The organism is Pseudomonas sp. XWY-1 (assembly GCF_002953115.1).
Classification (GTDB): Bacteria; Pseudomonadota; Gammaproteobacteria; order Pseudomonadales; family Pseudomonadaceae; genus Aquipseudomonas; species Aquipseudomonas alloputida.
The window spans coordinates 3,868,238-3,884,216 of the sequence record NZ_CP026332.1 but is presented as its reverse complement, the minus strand read 5'-3'; the positions used below and the strand labels follow the sequence as shown (position 1 = coordinate 3,884,216).

Annotated in this window: 17 protein-coding genes; 10 read left to right on the top strand and 7 right to left on the bottom strand. The window is 61.3% G+C overall.

All coding sequences use genetic code 11. From position 1 onward, the window contains the following. The first annotated feature begins 5 nt into the window (after positions 1-5). The 3 genes from PRJ_RS18005 (at position 6) to PRJ_RS17995 (ending at position 2,051) form a co-directional block, all read left to right on the top strand. On the top strand, positions 6-611 hold the full coding sequence (locus tag PRJ_RS18005) for an arylesterase (protein WP_020192893.1): 606 nt from the start codon (positions 6-8) through the stop codon (positions 609-611). Positions 612-669: 58 nt separating this feature from the next. After that, the gene (locus PRJ_RS18000; protein ID WP_014591666.1) at positions 670-960 is read left to right on the top strand and encodes a hypothetical protein; all 291 of its coding nucleotides are present in this window, start codon (positions 670-672) and stop codon (positions 958-960) included. 113 nt (positions 961-1,073) lie between these two features. Then, positions 1,074-2,051, top strand: coding sequence for a L,D-transpeptidase family protein (locus PRJ_RS17995; RefSeq protein WP_020192894.1), 978 nt, complete (start codon positions 1,074-1,076; stop codon positions 2,049-2,051). 133 nt (positions 2,052-2,184) lie between these two features. Here PRJ_RS17995 and PRJ_RS17990 read toward each other — a convergent pair whose 3' ends face one another. Next, the gene (locus tag PRJ_RS17990) at positions 2,185-2,436 is read right to left on the bottom strand and encodes an Lpp/OprI family alanine-zipper lipoprotein (protein ID WP_003250288.1); all 252 of its coding nucleotides are present in this window, start codon (positions 2,434-2,436) and stop codon (positions 2,185-2,187) included. Between the two features lie 507 nt (positions 2,437-2,943). Here PRJ_RS17990 and PRJ_RS17985 point away from each other — a divergent pair. Further along, the gene (locus tag PRJ_RS17985; protein ID WP_003250290.1) at positions 2,944-3,225 is read left to right on the top strand and encodes a GNAT family N-acetyltransferase; all 282 of its coding nucleotides are present in this window, start codon (positions 2,944-2,946) and stop codon (positions 3,223-3,225) included. 69 nt (positions 3,226-3,294) lie between these two features. On the opposite strand, the gene PRJ_RS17980 is transcribed toward PRJ_RS17985, so the two are convergent. After that, the gene (locus PRJ_RS17980) at positions 3,295-4,371 is read right to left on the bottom strand and encodes a 3-deoxy-7-phosphoheptulonate synthase (protein ID WP_014591663.1); all 1,077 of its coding nucleotides are present in this window, start codon (positions 4,369-4,371) and stop codon (positions 3,295-3,297) included. A 232-nt stretch (positions 4,372-4,603) separates the two neighbouring features. Between PRJ_RS17980 and PRJ_RS17975 the strand changes: the two genes are divergently transcribed. The 3 genes from PRJ_RS17975 (at position 4,604) to cysB (ending at position 7,276) form a co-directional block, all read left to right on the top strand. Beyond that, positions 4,604-5,551, top strand: a complete 948-nt coding sequence (locus PRJ_RS17975) for a putative 2-dehydropantoate 2-reductase (RefSeq protein WP_104962895.1) — start codon at positions 4,604-4,606, stop codon at positions 5,549-5,551. 124 nt (positions 5,552-5,675) lie between these two features. Beyond that, positions 5,676-6,173 (top strand): universal stress protein, encoded by a 498-nt coding sequence (locus PRJ_RS17970; protein WP_003250295.1) that lies wholly within the window; start codon positions 5,676-5,678, stop codon positions 6,171-6,173. A gap of 128 nt (positions 6,174-6,301) precedes the next feature. After that, complete coding sequence (cysB, locus tag PRJ_RS17965; protein WP_010953293.1) at positions 6,302-7,276, top strand: HTH-type transcriptional regulator CysB; 975 nt, start codon at positions 6,302-6,304, stop codon at positions 7,274-7,276. Between the two features lie 169 nt (positions 7,277-7,445). Here cysB and PRJ_RS17955 read toward each other — a convergent pair whose 3' ends face one another. The 5 genes from PRJ_RS17955 to PRJ_RS17935 form a co-directional block, all read right to left on the bottom strand. Further along, complete coding sequence (locus PRJ_RS17955) at positions 7,446-8,180, bottom strand: phosphoadenylyl-sulfate reductase (protein ID WP_003250299.1); 735 nt, start codon at positions 8,178-8,180, stop codon at positions 7,446-7,448. 80 nt (positions 8,181-8,260) lie between these two features. Further along, positions 8,261-9,601, bottom strand: a complete 1,341-nt coding sequence (gene pabB / locus PRJ_RS17950; protein WP_104962138.1) for an aminodeoxychorismate synthase component I — start codon at positions 9,599-9,601, stop codon at positions 8,261-8,263. A 208-nt stretch (positions 9,602-9,809) separates the two neighbouring features. Further along, the gene (locus PRJ_RS17945) at positions 9,810-10,790 is read right to left on the bottom strand and encodes an alpha-L-glutamate ligase-like protein (protein WP_104962137.1); all 981 of its coding nucleotides are present in this window, start codon (positions 10,788-10,790) and stop codon (positions 9,810-9,812) included. After that, positions 10,790-12,325 (bottom strand): inactive transglutaminase family protein, encoded by a 1,536-nt coding sequence (locus PRJ_RS17940; protein WP_014591660.1) that lies wholly within the window; start codon positions 12,323-12,325, stop codon positions 10,790-10,792. The genes PRJ_RS17945 and PRJ_RS17940 overlap by 1 nt, the downstream gene beginning before the upstream one ends. A 5-nt stretch (positions 12,326-12,330) precedes the next feature. Beyond that, a complete protein-coding gene (locus PRJ_RS17935) occupies positions 12,331-12,867 on the bottom strand; it encodes an ATP-dependent zinc protease (protein ID WP_010953297.1) in 537 nt (178 codons plus the stop codon). Between the two features lie 306 nt (positions 12,868-13,173). On the opposite strand from PRJ_RS17935, the gene PRJ_RS17930 reads away from it, so the two are divergent. Genes PRJ_RS17930 through prpC form a run of 3 tightly spaced genes read left to right on the top strand, consistent with a single transcriptional unit; the run spans position 13,174 to position 15,965 of the window. Further along, positions 13,174-13,890, top strand: a complete 717-nt coding sequence (locus tag PRJ_RS17930) for a GntR family transcriptional regulator (RefSeq protein WP_003250308.1) — start codon at positions 13,174-13,176, stop codon at positions 13,888-13,890. Then, on the top strand, positions 13,887-14,777 hold the full coding sequence (prpB, locus tag PRJ_RS17925; protein ID WP_012053054.1) for a methylisocitrate lyase: 891 nt from the start codon (positions 13,887-13,889) through the stop codon (positions 14,775-14,777). Before PRJ_RS17930 ends, prpB begins: the two co-directional genes overlap by 4 nt. Positions 14,778-14,837: 60 nt before the next feature. Then, positions 14,838-15,965: a 2-methylcitrate synthase gene (gene prpC / locus PRJ_RS17920; RefSeq protein ID WP_003250313.1), complete on the top strand. Its 1,128-nt coding sequence runs from the start codon at positions 14,838-14,840 to the stop codon at positions 15,963-15,965. Positions 15,966-15,979 lie beyond the last annotated feature (14 nt).

Here is a 15,979-nt window from a genome sequence, read left to right as displayed (position 1 = left end):
ATCCGATGCGAGTGTGGTGGTTGAGTGCCGGTCTGGCCCTGTATTGCCTGGCCCAGAGCGCAGCGGCAGGAACACTGCTGGTTGTTGGCGATAGTATCAGCGCCGGTTTTGGCCTGGATAGCCGTCAGGGCTGGGTGTCTCTCTTGCAGGCCCGCCTCAGGGACGAAGGTTTTGACGACAAAGTGGTCAATGCTTCGATCAGTGGCGACACCAGCGCAGGTGGCCAGGCGCGGCTGCCGGCGCTGCTTGCAGCCCATAAACCGAGCCTGGTGGTGCTGGAGCTGGGCGGCAACGATGGCCTGCGCGGGCAGTCGCCTGCACAATTGCAACAAAATCTTGCCTCGATGATCGAGCATTCGCGTCAGGCAGGGGCCAAGGTGCTGCTATTGGGCATGCGCCTGCCGCCCAATTATGGTGTGCGTTACACCACCGCCTTTGCCAAGGTGTATGAACAGCTGGCAGCGGACAAACAGGTTCCTTTGGTGCCGTTTTTCCTCGAAGGGGTAGGGGGCGTACCTGAACTGATGCAGGCTGATGGCATCCATCCGGCCCAGGGGGCTCAGCAGCGCCTGCTGGAAAATGCCTGGCCAGCGATAAAACCCTTGCTGTGAAGCTTTAAACGGGGCCGCCTTTCGGCTAATGTTGCGCCCCCCGTTTCGAGTGCTCCAAATGCCGCGCCCTGCCTGGTCCCTGTATGCCTATCAACTGATCGAGCCCGACGAGCAGCTCGACCTGTTCGCCTGCCAGGAAAGCCGCGTCCACCTCGTGGCCCGCCAGCTCGAGCTGGGCGTGCCGGTCGACCGTACTTTGTGTGGCGGCCTGCTGCCAGCCCAGCCGCGTTGGTCGGGGGTGCCGCGATCGATCTACCGCGATGGTCGCCTGTGTGAGCTGTGCCGTGCCATCCTCGATGCCCAGCGACGTGGCATGCGTCCGGTGTGGCCAGAGCTGCACGGCAGCTGAACGAAAAGCACCTTTCATCATCTGAAACGCTTGCAACGTGCCAATGCCTCCCGCTTGCATCGACGCGGGTGTACAATCGATCCTCTTGACCCACCTTTCGAAGGATTTACCGGATGTTGCCGCGCTTTCCTGCCGTCACCCGTAGCCTGTCCCTGGCCGCCCTGTTGGTAGCGGGCCCCGCTGCTGCGCTGGAGCTGCCACTGCCACCGCCCGGTGAAGACATCGTCGGCCAAGTGCATGTGATCAAGGCAAAGTACGAGGACACGTTCGCCGATATCGGCACCGCAAACGACCTCGGCTACCTGGAAATGATTGCCGCCAACCCCGGCGTGGACCCTTGGCTGCCGGGCGCCGGCACCGAGATCATCCTGCCGACCCGTTTCGTCCTGCCGCCGGGCCCGCGCGAAGGCATCGTCATCAACCTGGCTGAGTACCGCATGTACTACTTCCCCAAGGGGGAGAGCGTGGTGTACACCTTCCCGCTGGGCATTGGTCGCGAGGGGTGGGGGTCGCCGATCGCCAACACCAGGATCACCGCCAAGACGCCCAACCCGACCTGGACGCCGCCCGCTTCGATTCGCAAAGAGCACGCCGAGGACGGTGACATCCTGCCGACTGTGGTGCCGGCTGGCCCGGACAACCCGCTGGGGCCGTTCAAGTTCACCTTGGGCGTACCGGGCTACCTGATCCATGGTTCGAACAAGAAGTTCGGCATTGGCATGCGCACCAGTCACGGTTGCTTCCGCATGTTCAACAACAACGTGCTTGAACTGTCGAAGATGGTGCCGGTGGGGACTCCGGTGCGCATCATCAACGAGCCTTACAAGTTCGGTATCAGCGCCGGCAAGGTCTATCTTGAGGCACACACGCCGCTGGATGATCAGGGTAACCCGTCGGTTGTCGACAAACACACCGCAGTTATCAATGCCTTGCTCAAGCGCGAAGACCTGGCCAATAACCTACGCATGAACTGGGACATGGTGCGTGACGTGGTGGCTGCAGAAGATGGTATGCCGGTAGAAATTGCCGTGCCGGTGGAAAACCAAGGGGCCGCACCGATGGTGACGAGCATTCCGCCCGAACTGCAGTAAGGTAATTTCGGCGTACCCAGGCCTGCCCTTAGTGCAGGCCTTTTCGTACCTGCTGACCGCGTTTGTCGGTTTCAAAGGCAATAAAAAAGCCGACCCACAAGTGGGTCGGCTTCTTAACAATCCGTGAGGATTATTACTTGCGGCTGGCTTTGTCCAGCATACGCAGGGCGCGCTCGTTGGCTTCGTCAGCGGTCTGCTGAGCCTTCTGAGCGGCTGCCATTGCGTCGTCAGCCTTACGGTAGGCTTCGTCAGCACGAGCTTGAGCGCGAGCTGCTGCGTCTTCAGTCGCAGTCAGACGAGCTTCGGTTTCTTTGGATACGCTGCTGCAACCGGTAGCCAGAACTGCGGCCAGAGCCAGAGCAGAGAATTTCAGAACGTTGTTCATCGTGTTCCCCTTCAAGGACTTTCTATTAAATAGCCATCTCTCAGGAAAGAGAAACTGGCCGGCGTACATAGTACCCATTACTTGTAGTAAGTAAACTGACAGAGCGCAAGAACTGCAAAAAAAATGTTGCTTGACTCCGTGGCGACAAGATTTGCGACGTGTCTGTGAAAAAAAACTGCAGGGTTCGCAAGCGGTTGTGGTACAGGAACTTTTTTGTTGAACTAAGGGTGACTTTAACTGTCGATCAGCGTCTTAAGCCCTAGTACATCCGGTGGCTGTTGGGCGGGCTTGGGAAAGTCGCCTAGGCGGCGGTTTAGCCTTTTTTAACCGCCAGCACCTTGAGCAATCCCGCTTGCGGTGCCTACTATCTTGTCAGTGCCAGACGATCCGAACGATTACAATCGTCCAATGGTCGAAGCGGCAACAGGTGGCGTAGAGGATTCTGTGCCGGATAAACCACCATCGGTTAAGGTAAGGGTCTGCCGAGAAGACCTGCGAGGAGTAGTGATGAGCGAAGCGCTGACCATCCACCATGACCAGGCCGGTCATCAGTTCGAGACCAACGTGGACGGTCATCGTGCCTACTTGACGTACATGGATCTGGGCAAGCAGACGCTGGACATCTATCGCACCTTCGTGCCCAACGCCCTGCGCGGCCGTGGGATCGCTGCCGCCCTGACCGAGCGGGCTCTGGAGTACGCCGAGCAGATGGGCTACACGGTGATCCCGTCTTGCTCGTATGTGGAGCGTTACATGGAGCGCCAGCAGCGGCATTCGAGCAAGGCCTGAGCTGACGACAGGCGCCAGACACAACAAAAAACGCCGGGCAGTGCCCGGCGTTTTTCATTCCCGCAATGTTCAGCCGCGCTTACGCTGCGGCAGCACATCCTTGAGCTTGGCATGCATGCTGCGCAGGGTTTTCTCGGTAGCCGACCAGTCGATGCAGGCGTCCGTGATCGACACGCCATACTGCAAATCGTCCAGGTTTTTCGGAATGGACTGACAGCCCCAGTTCAGGTGGCTTTCGACCATCAGGCCGATGATCGACTGGTTGCCCTCGAGAATCTGGTTGGCGACGTTCTCCATCACCAGCGGTTGCAGGGCCGGGTCCTTGTTGGAGTTGGCATGGCTGCAGTCGACCATGATGTTGGCCTTGATCTTGGCCTTGGCCAGGTCCTGTTCGCACAGGGCGACGCTGACCGAGTCGTAGTTCGGCTTGCCATTGCCGCCGCGCAGTACCACGTGGCCGTATGGGTTGCCCTTGGTGGTGACGATCGACACGCCGCCCTCCTGGTTGATGCCCAGGAAGCGGTGCGGCTTGGACACCGACTGCAGGGCATTGATGGCAACGGTCAGGCCGCCGTCGGTACCGTTCTTGAAACCCACCGCCGAGGACAGGCCCGAGGCCATCTCGCGGTGTGTTTGCGATTCGGTGGTGCGGGCACCGATGGCCGACCAGCTGATCAGGTCTTGCAGGTACTGCGGCGAAATAGGGTCGAGCGCTTCGGTGGCGGTCGGCAGGCCCATTTCGGCCAGGTCCAGCAGCAACTTGCGGCCGATGTGCAGGCCGTCCTGGATCTTGAACGAGTCATCCAGGTACGGATCGTTGATCAGACCTTTCCAGCCGACGGTGGTGCGCGGCTTTTCGAAGTACACGCGCATGACCAGGTACAGCGTATCGGACACTTCTTCGGCCAGCACTTTCAGGCGCTCGGCGTATTCGTGGGCTGCCTTGATGTCGTGGATGGAGCAAGGGCCGACCACGACGAACAGGCGATGGTCCTTGCCGTCGAGAATATTGCGCACCACTTCACGGCCGGCAGTCACGGTCTGCAGGGCCTTGGCGCTGAGGGGGATTTCCTTCTTGAGCTGATCAGGGGTGATCAGGGTCTCGTTGGAGGCAACGTTCAAGTCATCGATCGGTAAATCAGCCATCGTGTTACTCGTCAGGTCACGGGTGCCGGCCGCCAACTATCCCCGTGCGGCCCAGCAGCAAGAATAATCGCAGCGGGGAGCCGAACCTTAGCGCGTTACAGATGGCACGACAATGGGCTGAACCCAGTCATTGTGGGGTTTTTACCTGAGCGAGGGTGTTGCGCGCGAATGGACTGCCCAGCGCTACGTAACCTGTGTAAAAAGAGTGCTGACCCTTTACCTGGAGATTGGCATGCATTCGCACCCCCCTCGCATCGGCATCATTGGCAGTGGCGCCATTGGCGGCTTTTATGGGTTGATGCTGGCCCGGGCCGGTTTCGATGTGCATTTTCTGTTGCGCAGCGAGTACCAGGCCGTTTGTGAGCGCGGGCTGAGCCTGGACAGTGCCGTGCATGGCGCACTGCACATGCGGGTGCAGGCTTACGTCAGTGCCGCTGACATGCCGCCCTGTGACTGGCTCCTGATCGGGGCCAAGGCCACCAGCAACGAGCAGTTGGCACCGTTGATCGTCCAGGCTGCTGCGCCCGGCGCCAAGGTGGTGCTGTTGCAGAACGGCCTGGGTGTCGAGGAGCAGTTGCGTCCTGCCTTGCGCAGCGACATGCACCTGCTCGGCGGCCTGTGCTTCATCTGTGTCAACCGCCAGGCTCCAGGTGTAATCCGCCACCAGGCGCTGGGGGCGGTCAACCTGGGGTATCACAGTGGGCCGGCCACCGATTGCGGTGTCGCGCTGGTGAATGAAGGCGCCGGGTTGTTCCAGGCTGCGGGGATCGACTCGCAGGCCATGCCGAACCTGGCCTTGGCGCGCTGGCAGAAGCTGGTATGGAATGTACCTTACAACGGCCTGTCGGTGCTGCTGGGGGCCAGCACTTCGCCACTGATGGCCGACAGCAATAGTCGCGAGCTGATACAGGCCTTGATGGCCGAGGTGGTGCAGGGGGCGGCAGCCTGTGGCCATGTACTGCCCGCGGGCTATGCCGAGCACTTGTTCCAGGTGACCGAGCGCATGCCCGACTACTGGCCGAGCATGTATCACGACCATGTCCACAAACGCCCGTTGGAGCTGGAGGCCATTTACGCCGAGCCGCTGGCACGCGCACGGGCGGCAGGCTGCAGCATGCCGCGCATTGAAATGCTGTACCAAGCGCTGAGTTTCATCGACAGCAGCGGCCGGCCGGCCTGAGGGTGGCCGAGGCTTCGGCAGGGCCCTCCAGCCCACGGCAGCAGCGCGCCGGACGGCAAAGCGAGCGTCCGGCGCGCTGCTAAGCTGAAGCTTGCTCTGCCGCTGCGGCAGTCGAGGAGGTCGAATGATCCGCTCCATGCTGTACGCCACCGACCTCGGTGTCTATGCCCCTTTCGTGATGCAACACGCGCTGGCCCTGGCGCGCACGTTCGGTGCCGAGTTGTATGTGATCCACGCGGTCGAGCCGATGGGCCAGTTCGCCGAATCCCTCCTGCAAAGCTACCTCGATGAGCAGACGCTCGATCAATTGCACAGCCAGGGGGTGAACACGGTGATGGCGAACATAGAGCAGCGTGTACTGGAAAACTTTCGCGACGAGTTGGGCGAAGAGGCTGACCTGGCGGTGATCAAGGCCGTGCGTGTGCGACAGGGCGACCCCGCGCAGGTGATTCTCGACCAGGCCCAGCGGCTAAGCGTCGACCTGTTGATATTCGGTAGCCACAGTGCCGGTGCCGGGGTGGATGTACCGCTGGGGCGCACGGCGGTGCGGCTGCTGCAGCTGTCGCCGGTGCCGGTGTACATGGTGCCCTTGGCGCAGCATCTGGGGCGTAGGAAAACGTGAAGATAGGTGCAGTCCATTTCCGCGGGCATGTAACAAAATAGTTCTAGATTTATTTCAAGAACCACTAATATAGTTATATATCGTCGCTGCCTGCTGCCGCGGACTCACCGCTGAACCGAGGGAAACCTATGAAGCTTCAACAACTGCGCTACATCTGGGAAGTGGCGCACCATGACCTCAACGTCTCCGCGACGGCGCAGAGCCTGTATACCTCCCAGCCAGGTATCAGCAAGCAGATCCGCCTGCTCGAAGACGAATTGGGTGTTGAAGTCTTTGCCCGCAGCGGCAAGCATCTGACCCGCGTTACCCCGGCCGGTGAGCGCATCATCAATACCGCAGGCGAAATCCTGCGCAAGGTCGAGAGCATCAAGCAGATTGCCCAGGAGTTCTCCAACGAGAAGAAGGGCACGCTGTCCATCGCCACCACCCACACCCAGGCGCGCTATGCGTTGCCGCCGGTTATCAGCAGCTTCATCAAGCAGTATCCGGAGGTGTCCCTGCACATGCACCAGGGGTCGCCCATGCAGATTGCCGAGATGGCTGCGGACGGTACGGTCGACTTCGCCATCGCCACCGAGGCGCTGGAGCTGTTCGGCGACCTGATCATGATGCCGTGCTACAAGTGGAACCGTTGCGTTGTAGTGCCACAGGGGCACCCGCTGGCCAAGCTGCCAAAACTGACCCTGGAAGCCGTCGCCGAATACCCGATCGTCACCTACGTGTTCGGTTTCACCGGGCGCTCGAAGTTGGATGAGGCTTTCAATCACCGCGGCCTCACGCCAAAAGTGGTCTTCACCGCGGCTGACGCCGACGTGATCAAGACGTATGTGCGCCTGGGGCTGGGCGTGGGTATCGTTGCCGGCATGGCTGTGGACGCCAAGCTCGACAGTGACTTGGTGGCGCTGGATGCCAGTGAGCTGTTCGAAGCCAGCATCACCAAGATCGGCTTCCGTCGTGGCACCTTCCTGCGCGGCTTCATGTGCGACTTCATCGAGAAGTTTGCCCCGCACCTGACCCGTGAAGTGATGGCCAAGGCCATTCAGTGCCATAACAAGCAAGAGCTGGAAGAATTGTTCGAAGGCGTCGAACTGCCGGTGCACTGATTCGGGGGTGATGGGGTCGCTGTGGGAGTAACGGCCCTTGCTCAATGTCTAAAAGCTGGCGCGATCCCTGTGGGAGCGGGCTTGCCCGCGAACACGGGCGAAGCCCGTGCCAGCCACCGCGGTGTCTTCTTCGCGGGTAAACCCGCTCCTACAGGCCGCCCTAGCTATCTCAAGCCTTGCTGATCAGGTTGCCCGCATGCAACCCGCATTCCTTCTGCGTCGACTCTTCCCACCACCAGCGCCCTTCACGCTCATGCTGGTTTGGCAGCACCGGGCGGGTGCATGGCTCGCAGCCAATGCTGATGAAGCCACGCTCGTGCAGGCTGTTGTACGGCAGCTCGAGCATGCGGATATAACCCCATACCTCTTCACTGCTCATCTGCGCCAGTGGGTTGAACTTGTACAGCGTGCGCTCAGGCGTGGAAAAGGCGCTGTCGATTTCCAGTGCCGCCACCTGGCTGCGGGTGCCCGGGCTTTGGTCGCGGCGCTGGCCGGTGGCCCAGGCGCTGACGGTGGCCAGCTTGCGTCGCAGCGGCTCGATCTTGCGAATGCCGCAGCACTCGCCATGGCCGTCCTTGTAGAAGCTGAACAGGCCCTTTTCCTTGACGAACGGGTCGAGCTTGGCGCGGTCGGGGCTGAGGATCTCGATGGGCAGGTTGTACTGTTCGCGTACCTGGTCGATGAACCGGTAGGTCTCCGGGTGCAGGCGCCCAGTGTCGAGGCTGAATACCTTTACCTGCTTGTTCAGCTTCCAGGCCATGTCGACCAGCACCACATCCTCGGCGCCGCTGAAGGAGATCCACAGGTCATCACCGAAGTGCTCGAAGGCAAGCTTGAGGATGTCCTGCGGGGACTTGTTGGCATAGGTCGCGGCCAGGGCGGCGACGTCGAAGGGTTGGCTCATCAGGCGGTTTCCATCTTGGCTGTGGCGCTGTGCGCTCGTAGTAGGGGGATGGTAACAAAAAAATCGTGGTCTAGATGGGCTCACAAGCCCTGCAGGGTCTGCATCAGCACCCGCACTTTGGCGATCGACTCTTCATACTCGGCCTGCCACTGCGAGTCGGCTACCACCGCGCCGCCGCCCCAGCAACTGACCTGGCCATCTTTGATCAGCAAGCTGCGAATGGCGATCGAACTGTCCATTTCGCCGCGCACATCCACATACAGCAGCGAGCCGCAGTACAGCGCGCGGCGCGCGGGTTCCAGTTCGTCGATGATCTGCATGGCGCGGATCTTCGGTGCGCCGGTGATCGAGCCGCCAGGGAAGCTGTCGCCGATCAGGTCCAGCGCATCCTTGTCGCTGGCCAGCTGGCCGGTGATGCTGCTGACCAGATGGTGCACGTTGGGGTAACTCTCCAGGCTGAACAGTTCCGGTACCTTCACTGAGCCAATCTCGCACGTGCGCCCCAGGTCGTTGCGCAGCAGGTCGACGATCATCAGGTTTTCCGAGCGGTCCTTCGGGCTGTGCAGCAGCTCCTGGGCATTACGCTGGTCTTCCACCGGGTCGCTGGCACGTGGGCGGGTGCCCTTGATCGGCCGGGTTTCCACCTGGCCCTGGCTGACGCGGATGAAGCGCTCGGGCGAAAAGCTCAGCAGGGTACTGCCGTCGGCCAGTTGCTGGTAGCCGGAGAAGGGGGTCGGGCAGGCCTGGCGCAGGGCCTGGTAGGCCCGCCATGGATCGCCTTGGCAGGGTGCGCGAAAGCGTTGGGTGAGGTTGATCTGGTAGCAGTCACCGGCCTGGATGTAGCGTTGTACCTGGTCGAAAGCGGTTTTGTATTGCTCCGGCTCCAGGTCACCGGCCATCGGCGCGAGCAGCCGGAAGTCGCCGGTGGTGGCGCTGGTGTCCTGGAACAGGCTGATCAGGCGTTCGCGCTCGTCGCCGGTCAGGCTCGGGTGGAACACCAGCTGGCTGGTGCCGAGCAGATGATCGCTGACCAGTGCCCAGGCATACAGGCCCAGTTGTGCGTCTGGCAAGCCCAGGTCGTCCACGGCCAGACTTGGCAGGTGTTCCAGGCGGCGGCCGAAGTCGTAGCTCAGGTAGCCGATCAGGCCCCCGGCGAAGGGCAGCTCTACACCGTTGGGCAAGTCGGCGTGGCCCAGTTGTGCCAGGCCAGCGCGCAGGCGCTGGAGGAAGACGCGGCCATCTTCATCGGGCTGCGCCTGCAGTTGTTGCAGCGGCCAGGCGCTGAGCAGGTCGAAACGCCCGCGTTCGGCACCGGGGCGCGCGCTGTCGAGCAGGATCGCACCGGGGGCCTGGCGCAGGTGGGCGAAATAGGCGGCAGGGTCGGGCTGGTAGGGCAGGGGGTGTAGCGTGCAGGTCGGCATCAGTATGGACGGCGATGTAAAAGCGAGGAGGGCGATTGTAGACCTGTGCAGGAAAAGCGCCTAGCGCTGGGTACGACATTCAACATTGTGTTTGGCCCATACGCAGCACAAGGCAGTTCCTGCAGGTTGAGCGAAGCGCTTGAATCAACTGCAGTGCTTGCAAGAGCAACCTTGTGCTGCGAATGGGCTGCAAGGCAGCCCCTGTATTTCAGCGGTTGGGCACATGCCCGAACAGACCCTGTGCTACCCGTACCCGCTGCTCGGCGTCTTCGGTCACACCCTCCTTGGCCAGTGCTTCGATGTGCGCCTCGATGGCATGGGTGCGCTGAGTCAGGCCGCAGTCGTTGGCAATCTGGATGTTCAGCCCCGGGCGGGCGTTGAGCTCCAGAATCAGCGGGCCCTTTTCCTGGTCAAGCACCATGTCCACGCCGATATAGCCCAGGCCGCACAGTTCATAGCAGCCAGCGGCCAGCTTCATGAAACCGTCCCAGTTCGGCAGTTGCACGCCGTCCACCGCGTTGGTGGTGTCCGGGTGCTTGCTGATGATGTTGTTCAGCCAGGTGCCGCGCAGGGTCACGCCGGTGGCCAGGTCGACACCCACACCGATGGCGCCCTGGTGCAGGTTGGCCTTGCCGCCGGACTGGCGAGTCGGCAGGCGCAGCATGGCCATCACCGGGTAGCCCATCAGCACGATGATGCGGATGTCCGGTACACCTTCGTAGCTGATGCTCTTGAATATCTGGTCCGGGGTCACGCGGTACTCGATCAGCGCGCGGTCGCGGTGCCCGCCGAGGGAGTACAGCCCAGTGAGGATGCTGGAAATCTGGTGCTCGATTTCCTCATGGCTGATGATCTTGCCCGACACTGTGCGGTAGCGGTCCTCGAAGCGGTCGGCGATTACCAGGATGCCGTCACCGCCGGCGCCTTGCGCCGGCTTGATGACGAAATCGCTGCGACCGCCGATGATCTGGTCGAGCTTCTCGATCTCTTTTTCGGTCTCGATGATGCCGTACATTTCCGGCACATGGATGCCGGCCGCCAGTGCGCGCTCCTTGGTGATGATCTTGTCGTCGACGATCGGGTACAGGTTGCGCTTGTTGTACTTCAGCACATAGTCCGCATTACGCCGGTTGATCCCCATGATGCCCCGGGCCTCCAGGGCTTTCCACGTCTTGATGAGGCCAAACATCAGGTGTCTGCCTTGTTCAGGAAGGCCTTGAAGCGCACGAGCTCGGTCAGGCGGTAGCCGCGATAACGGCCCATCGCCAGCATGAAGCCCACCAGGATCAGCAGCACCGCCGGGAAGGTGAACACGAAGTACACCAGCTCCGGCACCATCATCAGCAGGTGTGCCAGGGAGGCGGCGAACAGGGTGCCGATGGCCACTTTCATGGCATGGCCGCCACCACGCTCCTCCCAGGTGATCGACAGGCGTTCGATGGTCATGGTCAGGATCACCATCGGGAACAGCGCTACCGACAGCCCGCGTTCAAGGCCCAGCTTGTGGCTGAACAGGCTGATGGCGGCAATCAGTACCACGACGAAGGTCAATACCACCGACAGGCGTGGCAGCATCTGCAGCTTGAGGTGTTCCAGGTACGAGCGCAGCGACAGGCCCAGTGCTGTGATCACCGTGAACAGCATGATACCGAAGCCCAGCTGGGTTTCGCGGAACGCCAGGGCGATCAGCACCGGGGTGAATGTGCCCAGGGTCTGGATGCCGATCAGGTTGCGCAGCACCAGGATCACCAGCACGCCGATCGGGATCATGACCATGATCATGAAGGTTTGCTGGGTTTGCAGCGGCAGGCCGTACAGCGAGTATTCGAGGAAGTCGGCGTCGGTGTTCTCGTCGGTCAGCTTGGCCAGGCGGATGGCGTTCATCTCGCTGTTGTTCATGCTGAAGGTGACGGTGGCCTTCTTGCCGCCATCGACGGTGATCAGGTTGTCGTCACCGGTCCACCACAGCAGGCGGTCGCTCGGCAGGCCTTGCTCACCGGTGTCCGGGTTGAAGTACAGCCAGTCGTCGCCGTTGAAGCTGCGCAGCCACAGCTCCGGGGTTTGCGGGGTGTCGGCCAGCAGGCGGATGGTGTGCACCTTTTCCATCGGCACGTGGGCGATGGACAGCAGCAGGTCGATGACCTGGGCCTTCTTCATTGCCGAAGTGTCGCCGGCCAGCAGCAGCTTGACGTTGTCGTCGTTGAGGTTGTTGACCCGCTTGATGGTCTCGCTGACGAAGGTCTCGACGTCGGCCGAGTGCTGACGTATAGGCGCCATCAGGGCTTCGGCGGCGATCTTCTCGGGGCCTTCGACGGCCAGGCTGTCACGGAAGGTCGGGCCTTTGACCTTGGTCTTCTCGTTGCTGTAGCGCTTGGTCAGTACCAGGCGGTAGTAGAGGGTCTGGTTGCCACTGGCGCGACGTGCCGACCAGGTAACCTTGCGGTTGCCGTCGGCACGGTTGATGCTGACCCCGTAGTTGTTGGAGATGAAGCTCTCGTTGAGGCTGACGTAGTCGCGGTTCAGCGGTGGCACGAACATCTGCACCTTGACCGGGTCCTTGCTGCTGGCCACGAACTCGACCTTGGCGTCGATGTTCCACAGGTCGTCGGTTTCATCCTCGGTCACCGGGATGCCGAGCACGAAGATCTGATAAGCCGTGACCGCCACGCCCAATAGCACCAGCACGGTGATCAGGACTTTCAGATGGAGGGTAAGAGAGCGCATCGGGATTACTCTGCTTTGGGAGCGTCGGTGGCACAGGCAGGTTTGCCGGCCGCATATTTAAGGCTTGGGTCAACCAGTGCGTCGAAGTGCTTGAGTGCCTCGGAACCGATCAGCAGCGGGAACTGGAACGCGCTGCGGTCGGTGAGGTTGACTTCGATGGTGCGCCTGGTCTGGCCCATGCAGATTTCGAGTTCGATGACCGGGCGGGCCGTGTAGGCCTTGCCCGATTCGGCATCATAGTCGCCAGCCCGGCGCTTGATCTTGCTGACACGTGCCAGTGGGCGTTCGATCGGGTGCGAATGGGCCGCATCGATGGCGAGGTAGAAGCGTACCCAGCTTTCGCCATTGCGCTTGAACCGCTTGATGTCGCGGGCACTGAGCGACGCGGTCTTGGCACCGGTGTCGAGCTTGGCGGCCACTTCCAGGTCCAGGTCGCCCAGATGTGCGTATTCGTTGAGACCATACACGGTCTTGCCCGCAGCCTGGCCAAGGGCCGGCAGCAGGGTGAGGCATAGCAGCAATAAAACGGGTGTAAGTCTCATATTCCTGGCGCGGTGCATTGCAAGGTTCTAGGCAAGGTTCAGGTCAAGGTGACTGGCAATTACTGCGCAAGCTTCCTCGTTTATCTGTCAACAGGCACGAATGCATGACAGACAGGCTATCCATACCCCATCGGAGGCGCGGCATTCTATCACGCCGACGTCTTGACGCCAGCGGTGCGCGATCTGACAGCGTTGAAGTGGTGATAGTTCGCGATTAGACGATTGTCGACAATGTTCATTTTGTCTTTGACTTGCAGGTCTTGTTTCGCTAGTTTCTGACCAAGAGTTTTAAAAGGTGTCGACAATATGCAGGACCTTTCCACCCCCGGCCCGGTGCTGACAGACGAAACGGAAACCCTCTCCGAAAACGTCTTCCGACGCATCCAGGCGGCCATTGTCAAGGGTGATATCGCCCCCGGCAGCAAGATTTCCGAGCCGGAGTTGGCGCGCACCTATGGCATCAGCCGCGGGCCGCTACGCGAGGCTATTCACCGCCTTGAAGGCCAGCGCCTACTGGTGCGCGTGCCGCATGTGGGCGCGCGAGTGGTATCGCTCAACCACGCCGAGCTGATCGAGCTGTACGAAATCCGCGAGTCGCTGGAAGGCATGGCCTGTCGCCTGGCCGCCGAACGCATGAGCCAGGCCGACATCGACGAACTGCGCCGGGTGCTCGACACCCATGAGCGCGATGCCGCGTTCCAGGCCGGCCTGGGCTACTACCAGCAGGAAGGCGACTACGACTTCCATTACCGGATTATTCAGGGTAGCGGCAACCAGACCTTGGTCAAGATGCTCTGCGGCGAGCTGTACCAGCTGGTGCGCATGTACCGTATCCAGTTCTCTGCCACGCCTAACCGGCCACGCCAGGCCTTTGCCGAACACCATCGCATTCTTGATGCCATCGCCGACCGTGACGGCGAACTGGCCGAACTCCTGATGCGCCGCCACATCGGCGCGTCCAAGCGCAATATCGAGCGTCACTACCTGGACGCCCACAACAACAGCACACGAGGTGAGAAATGACAGTCAAGAGCACCCCCGGTCAGCGTTTCCGTGACGCCGTTGCCGCTGAGCATCCGCTGCAGGTGGTTGGCGCCATCAACGCCAACCATGCCCTGCTGGCCAAGCGCGCCGGCTTCAAGGCCATCTACCTGTCAGGTGGCGGCGTGGCTGCCGGCTCCCTGGGCCTGCCAGACCTGGGCATCACTGGCCTGGACGACGTGCTCACCGACGTGCGTCGCATCACCGACGTGTGCGACCTGCCGCTGCTGGTGGATGTCGACACCGGCTTCGGCGCTTCGGCTTTCAACGTTGCCCGTACCGTGCGCTCGATGAGCAAGTTCGGCGCTGCCGCCATCCATATCGAGGACCAGGTTGGCGCCAAGCGTTGTGGCCACCGTCCCAACAAGGAAATTGTCAGCCAGCAGGAAATGGTCGACCGTATCAAAGCTGCCGTCGACGCCCGCAGCGATGACAGCTTCGTGATCATGGCGCGTACCGATGCGCTGGCCGTCGAAGGCCTGAACGCCGCTTTGGACCGTGCCGAAGCGTGTGTCGAAGCTGGCGCCGACATGATTTTCCCGGAAGCCATCACCGAACTGCAGATGTACAAGACTTTCGCTGATCGGGTGAAGGCACCGATCCTGGCCAACATCACCGAGTTCGGTGCCACGCCGCTGTACACAACCGAAGAGTTGGCCTCGGTCGACGTGTCGTTGGTGCTGTACCCGCTGTCGGCGTTCCGCGCCATGAACAAAGCAGCCGAGAACGTGTATACCGCGCTGCGCCGTGACGGCACGCAAAAGAACGTGATCGACACCATGCAGACTCGCATGGAGCTTTACGATGCCATTGGTTATCACGCCTTCGAGCAGAGCCTCGATGCACTGTTTGCCCAGAAGAAGGGCTAAGCGCTAGCGCCCGAATTAGCCAGAAAGCATCCATAACAAATTCAAGAAAGGAGAAACACCATGGCCGAAGCAAAAGTACTCAGTGGCGCAGGCCTGCGTGGCCAGGTGGCCGGCCAGACTGCACTGTCGACCGTGGGCCAGGCCGGTGCCGGGCTGACCTACCGTGGTTATGATGTGCGTGACCTGGCCGCCGGTGCCGAGTTCGAAGAAGTCGCCTACCTGCTGCTGTACGGCGAGCTGCCAACCCAGGCCGAACTGGCCGACTACAAGCGCAAGCTCAAGGGCCTGCGTGACCTGCCGCAAGCCTTGAAGGAAGTGCTTGAGCGCATCCCGCGCGATGCCCACCCGATGGACGTCATGCGCACCGGTTGCTCGGTACTGGGCACCCTCGAACCAGAACTGACCTTCGAAGCCCAGCGCGACAAGACCGACCGCCTGCTGGCGCTGTTCCCGGCCGTGATGTGCTACTGGTACCGCTTCACCCACCATGGCGTACGCATCGACTGCACCACTGATGAAGACACCTTGGGTGGCCACTTCCTGCACCTGCTGCACGGCAAGAAGCCGAGCGAGCTGCACGTCAAGGTCATGAACGTGTCGCTGATTCTCTACGCTGAGCACGAATTCAACGCCTCGACCTTCACTGCCCGCGTCTGTGCCTCGACCCTGTCTGACTTGTACTCCTGCGTTACCGCAGCCATCGGCTCGCTGCGTGGCCCGCTGCACGGCGGTGCCAACGAGGCTGCGATGGAGCTGATCGAACGCTTCCAGAGCCCGCAGGAAGCCACCGCCGAGCTGCTGCGCATGCTCGAGCGCAAAGACAAGATCATGGGCTTTGGCCATGCCATCTACAAAGAGTCCGACCCGCGCAACGAGGTGATCAAAGGCTGGTCGAAGCAGCTGGCTGACGAAGTGGGTGACAAGGTGCTGTACCCGGTTTCCGAAGCCATCGACAAGACCATGTGGGAGCAGAAGCGCCTGTTCCCCAACGCCGACTTCTACCATGCCTCGGCGTACCACTTCATGGGCATTCCGACCAAGCTGTTCACCCCGATCTTCGTCTGCTCGCGGCTGACCGGCTGGGCGGCGCACGTCTTCGAGCAGCGCGCCAACAACCGCATCATCCGCCCGAGCGCCGAGTATGTCGGCGTCGAACAGCGCCAGTTCGTGCCGATCGAGCAGCGCTGAATAGCTATAGAGAG

Bases quoted from the DNA above. Each gene is read 5' to 3' on its own strand.
- PRJ_RS17935 (WP_010953297.1), bottom strand. From the start codon at position 12,867: ATGAGACTTACACCCGTTTTATTGCTGCTATGCCTCACCCTGCTGCCG.
- prpB (WP_012053054.1), top strand. From the start codon at position 13,887: ATGACAGTCAAGAGCACCCCCGGTCAGCGTTTCCGTGACGCCGTTGCC.
- PRJ_RS17940 (WP_014591660.1), bottom strand. From the start codon at position 12,325: ATGCGCTCTCTTACCCTCCATCTGAAAGTCCTGATCACCGTGCTGGTG.
- PRJ_RS17980 (WP_014591663.1), bottom strand. From the start codon at position 4,371: ATGGCTGATTTACCGATCGATGACTTGAACGTTGCCTCCAACGAGACC.
- PRJ_RS18000 (WP_014591666.1), top strand. From the start codon at position 670: ATGCCGCGCCCTGCCTGGTCCCTGTATGCCTATCAACTGATCGAGCCC.
- PRJ_RS18005 (WP_020192893.1), top strand. From the start codon at position 6: ATGCGAGTGTGGTGGTTGAGTGCCGGTCTGGCCCTGTATTGCCTGGCC.
- PRJ_RS17985 (WP_003250290.1), top strand. From the start codon at position 2,944: ATGAGCGAAGCGCTGACCATCCACCATGACCAGGCCGGTCATCAGTTC.
- prpC (WP_003250313.1), top strand. From the start codon at position 14,838: ATGGCCGAAGCAAAAGTACTCAGTGGCGCAGGCCTGCGTGGCCAGGTG.
- PRJ_RS17975 (WP_104962895.1), top strand. From the start codon at position 4,604: ATGCATTCGCACCCCCCTCGCATCGGCATCATTGGCAGTGGCGCCATT.
- pabB (WP_104962138.1), bottom strand. From the start codon at position 9,601: ATGCCGACCTGCACGCTACACCCCCTGCCCTACCAGCCCGACCCTGCC.
- PRJ_RS17990 (WP_003250288.1), bottom strand. From the start codon at position 2,436: ATGAACAACGTTCTGAAATTCTCTGCTCTGGCTCTGGCCGCAGTTCTG.
- PRJ_RS17945 (WP_104962137.1), bottom strand. From the start codon at position 10,790: ATGTTTGGCCTCATCAAGACGTGGAAAGCCCTGGAGGCCCGGGGCATC.
- PRJ_RS17930 (WP_003250308.1), top strand. From the start codon at position 13,174: ATGCAGGACCTTTCCACCCCCGGCCCGGTGCTGACAGACGAAACGGAA.
- cysB (WP_010953293.1), top strand. From the start codon at position 6,302: ATGAAGCTTCAACAACTGCGCTACATCTGGGAAGTGGCGCACCATGAC.
- PRJ_RS17970 (WP_003250295.1), top strand. From the start codon at position 5,676: ATGATCCGCTCCATGCTGTACGCCACCGACCTCGGTGTCTATGCCCCT.
- PRJ_RS17995 (WP_020192894.1), top strand. From the start codon at position 1,074: ATGTTGCCGCGCTTTCCTGCCGTCACCCGTAGCCTGTCCCTGGCCGCC.
- PRJ_RS17955 (WP_003250299.1), bottom strand. From the start codon at position 8,180: ATGAGCCAACCCTTCGACGTCGCCGCCCTGGCCGCGACCTATGCCAAC.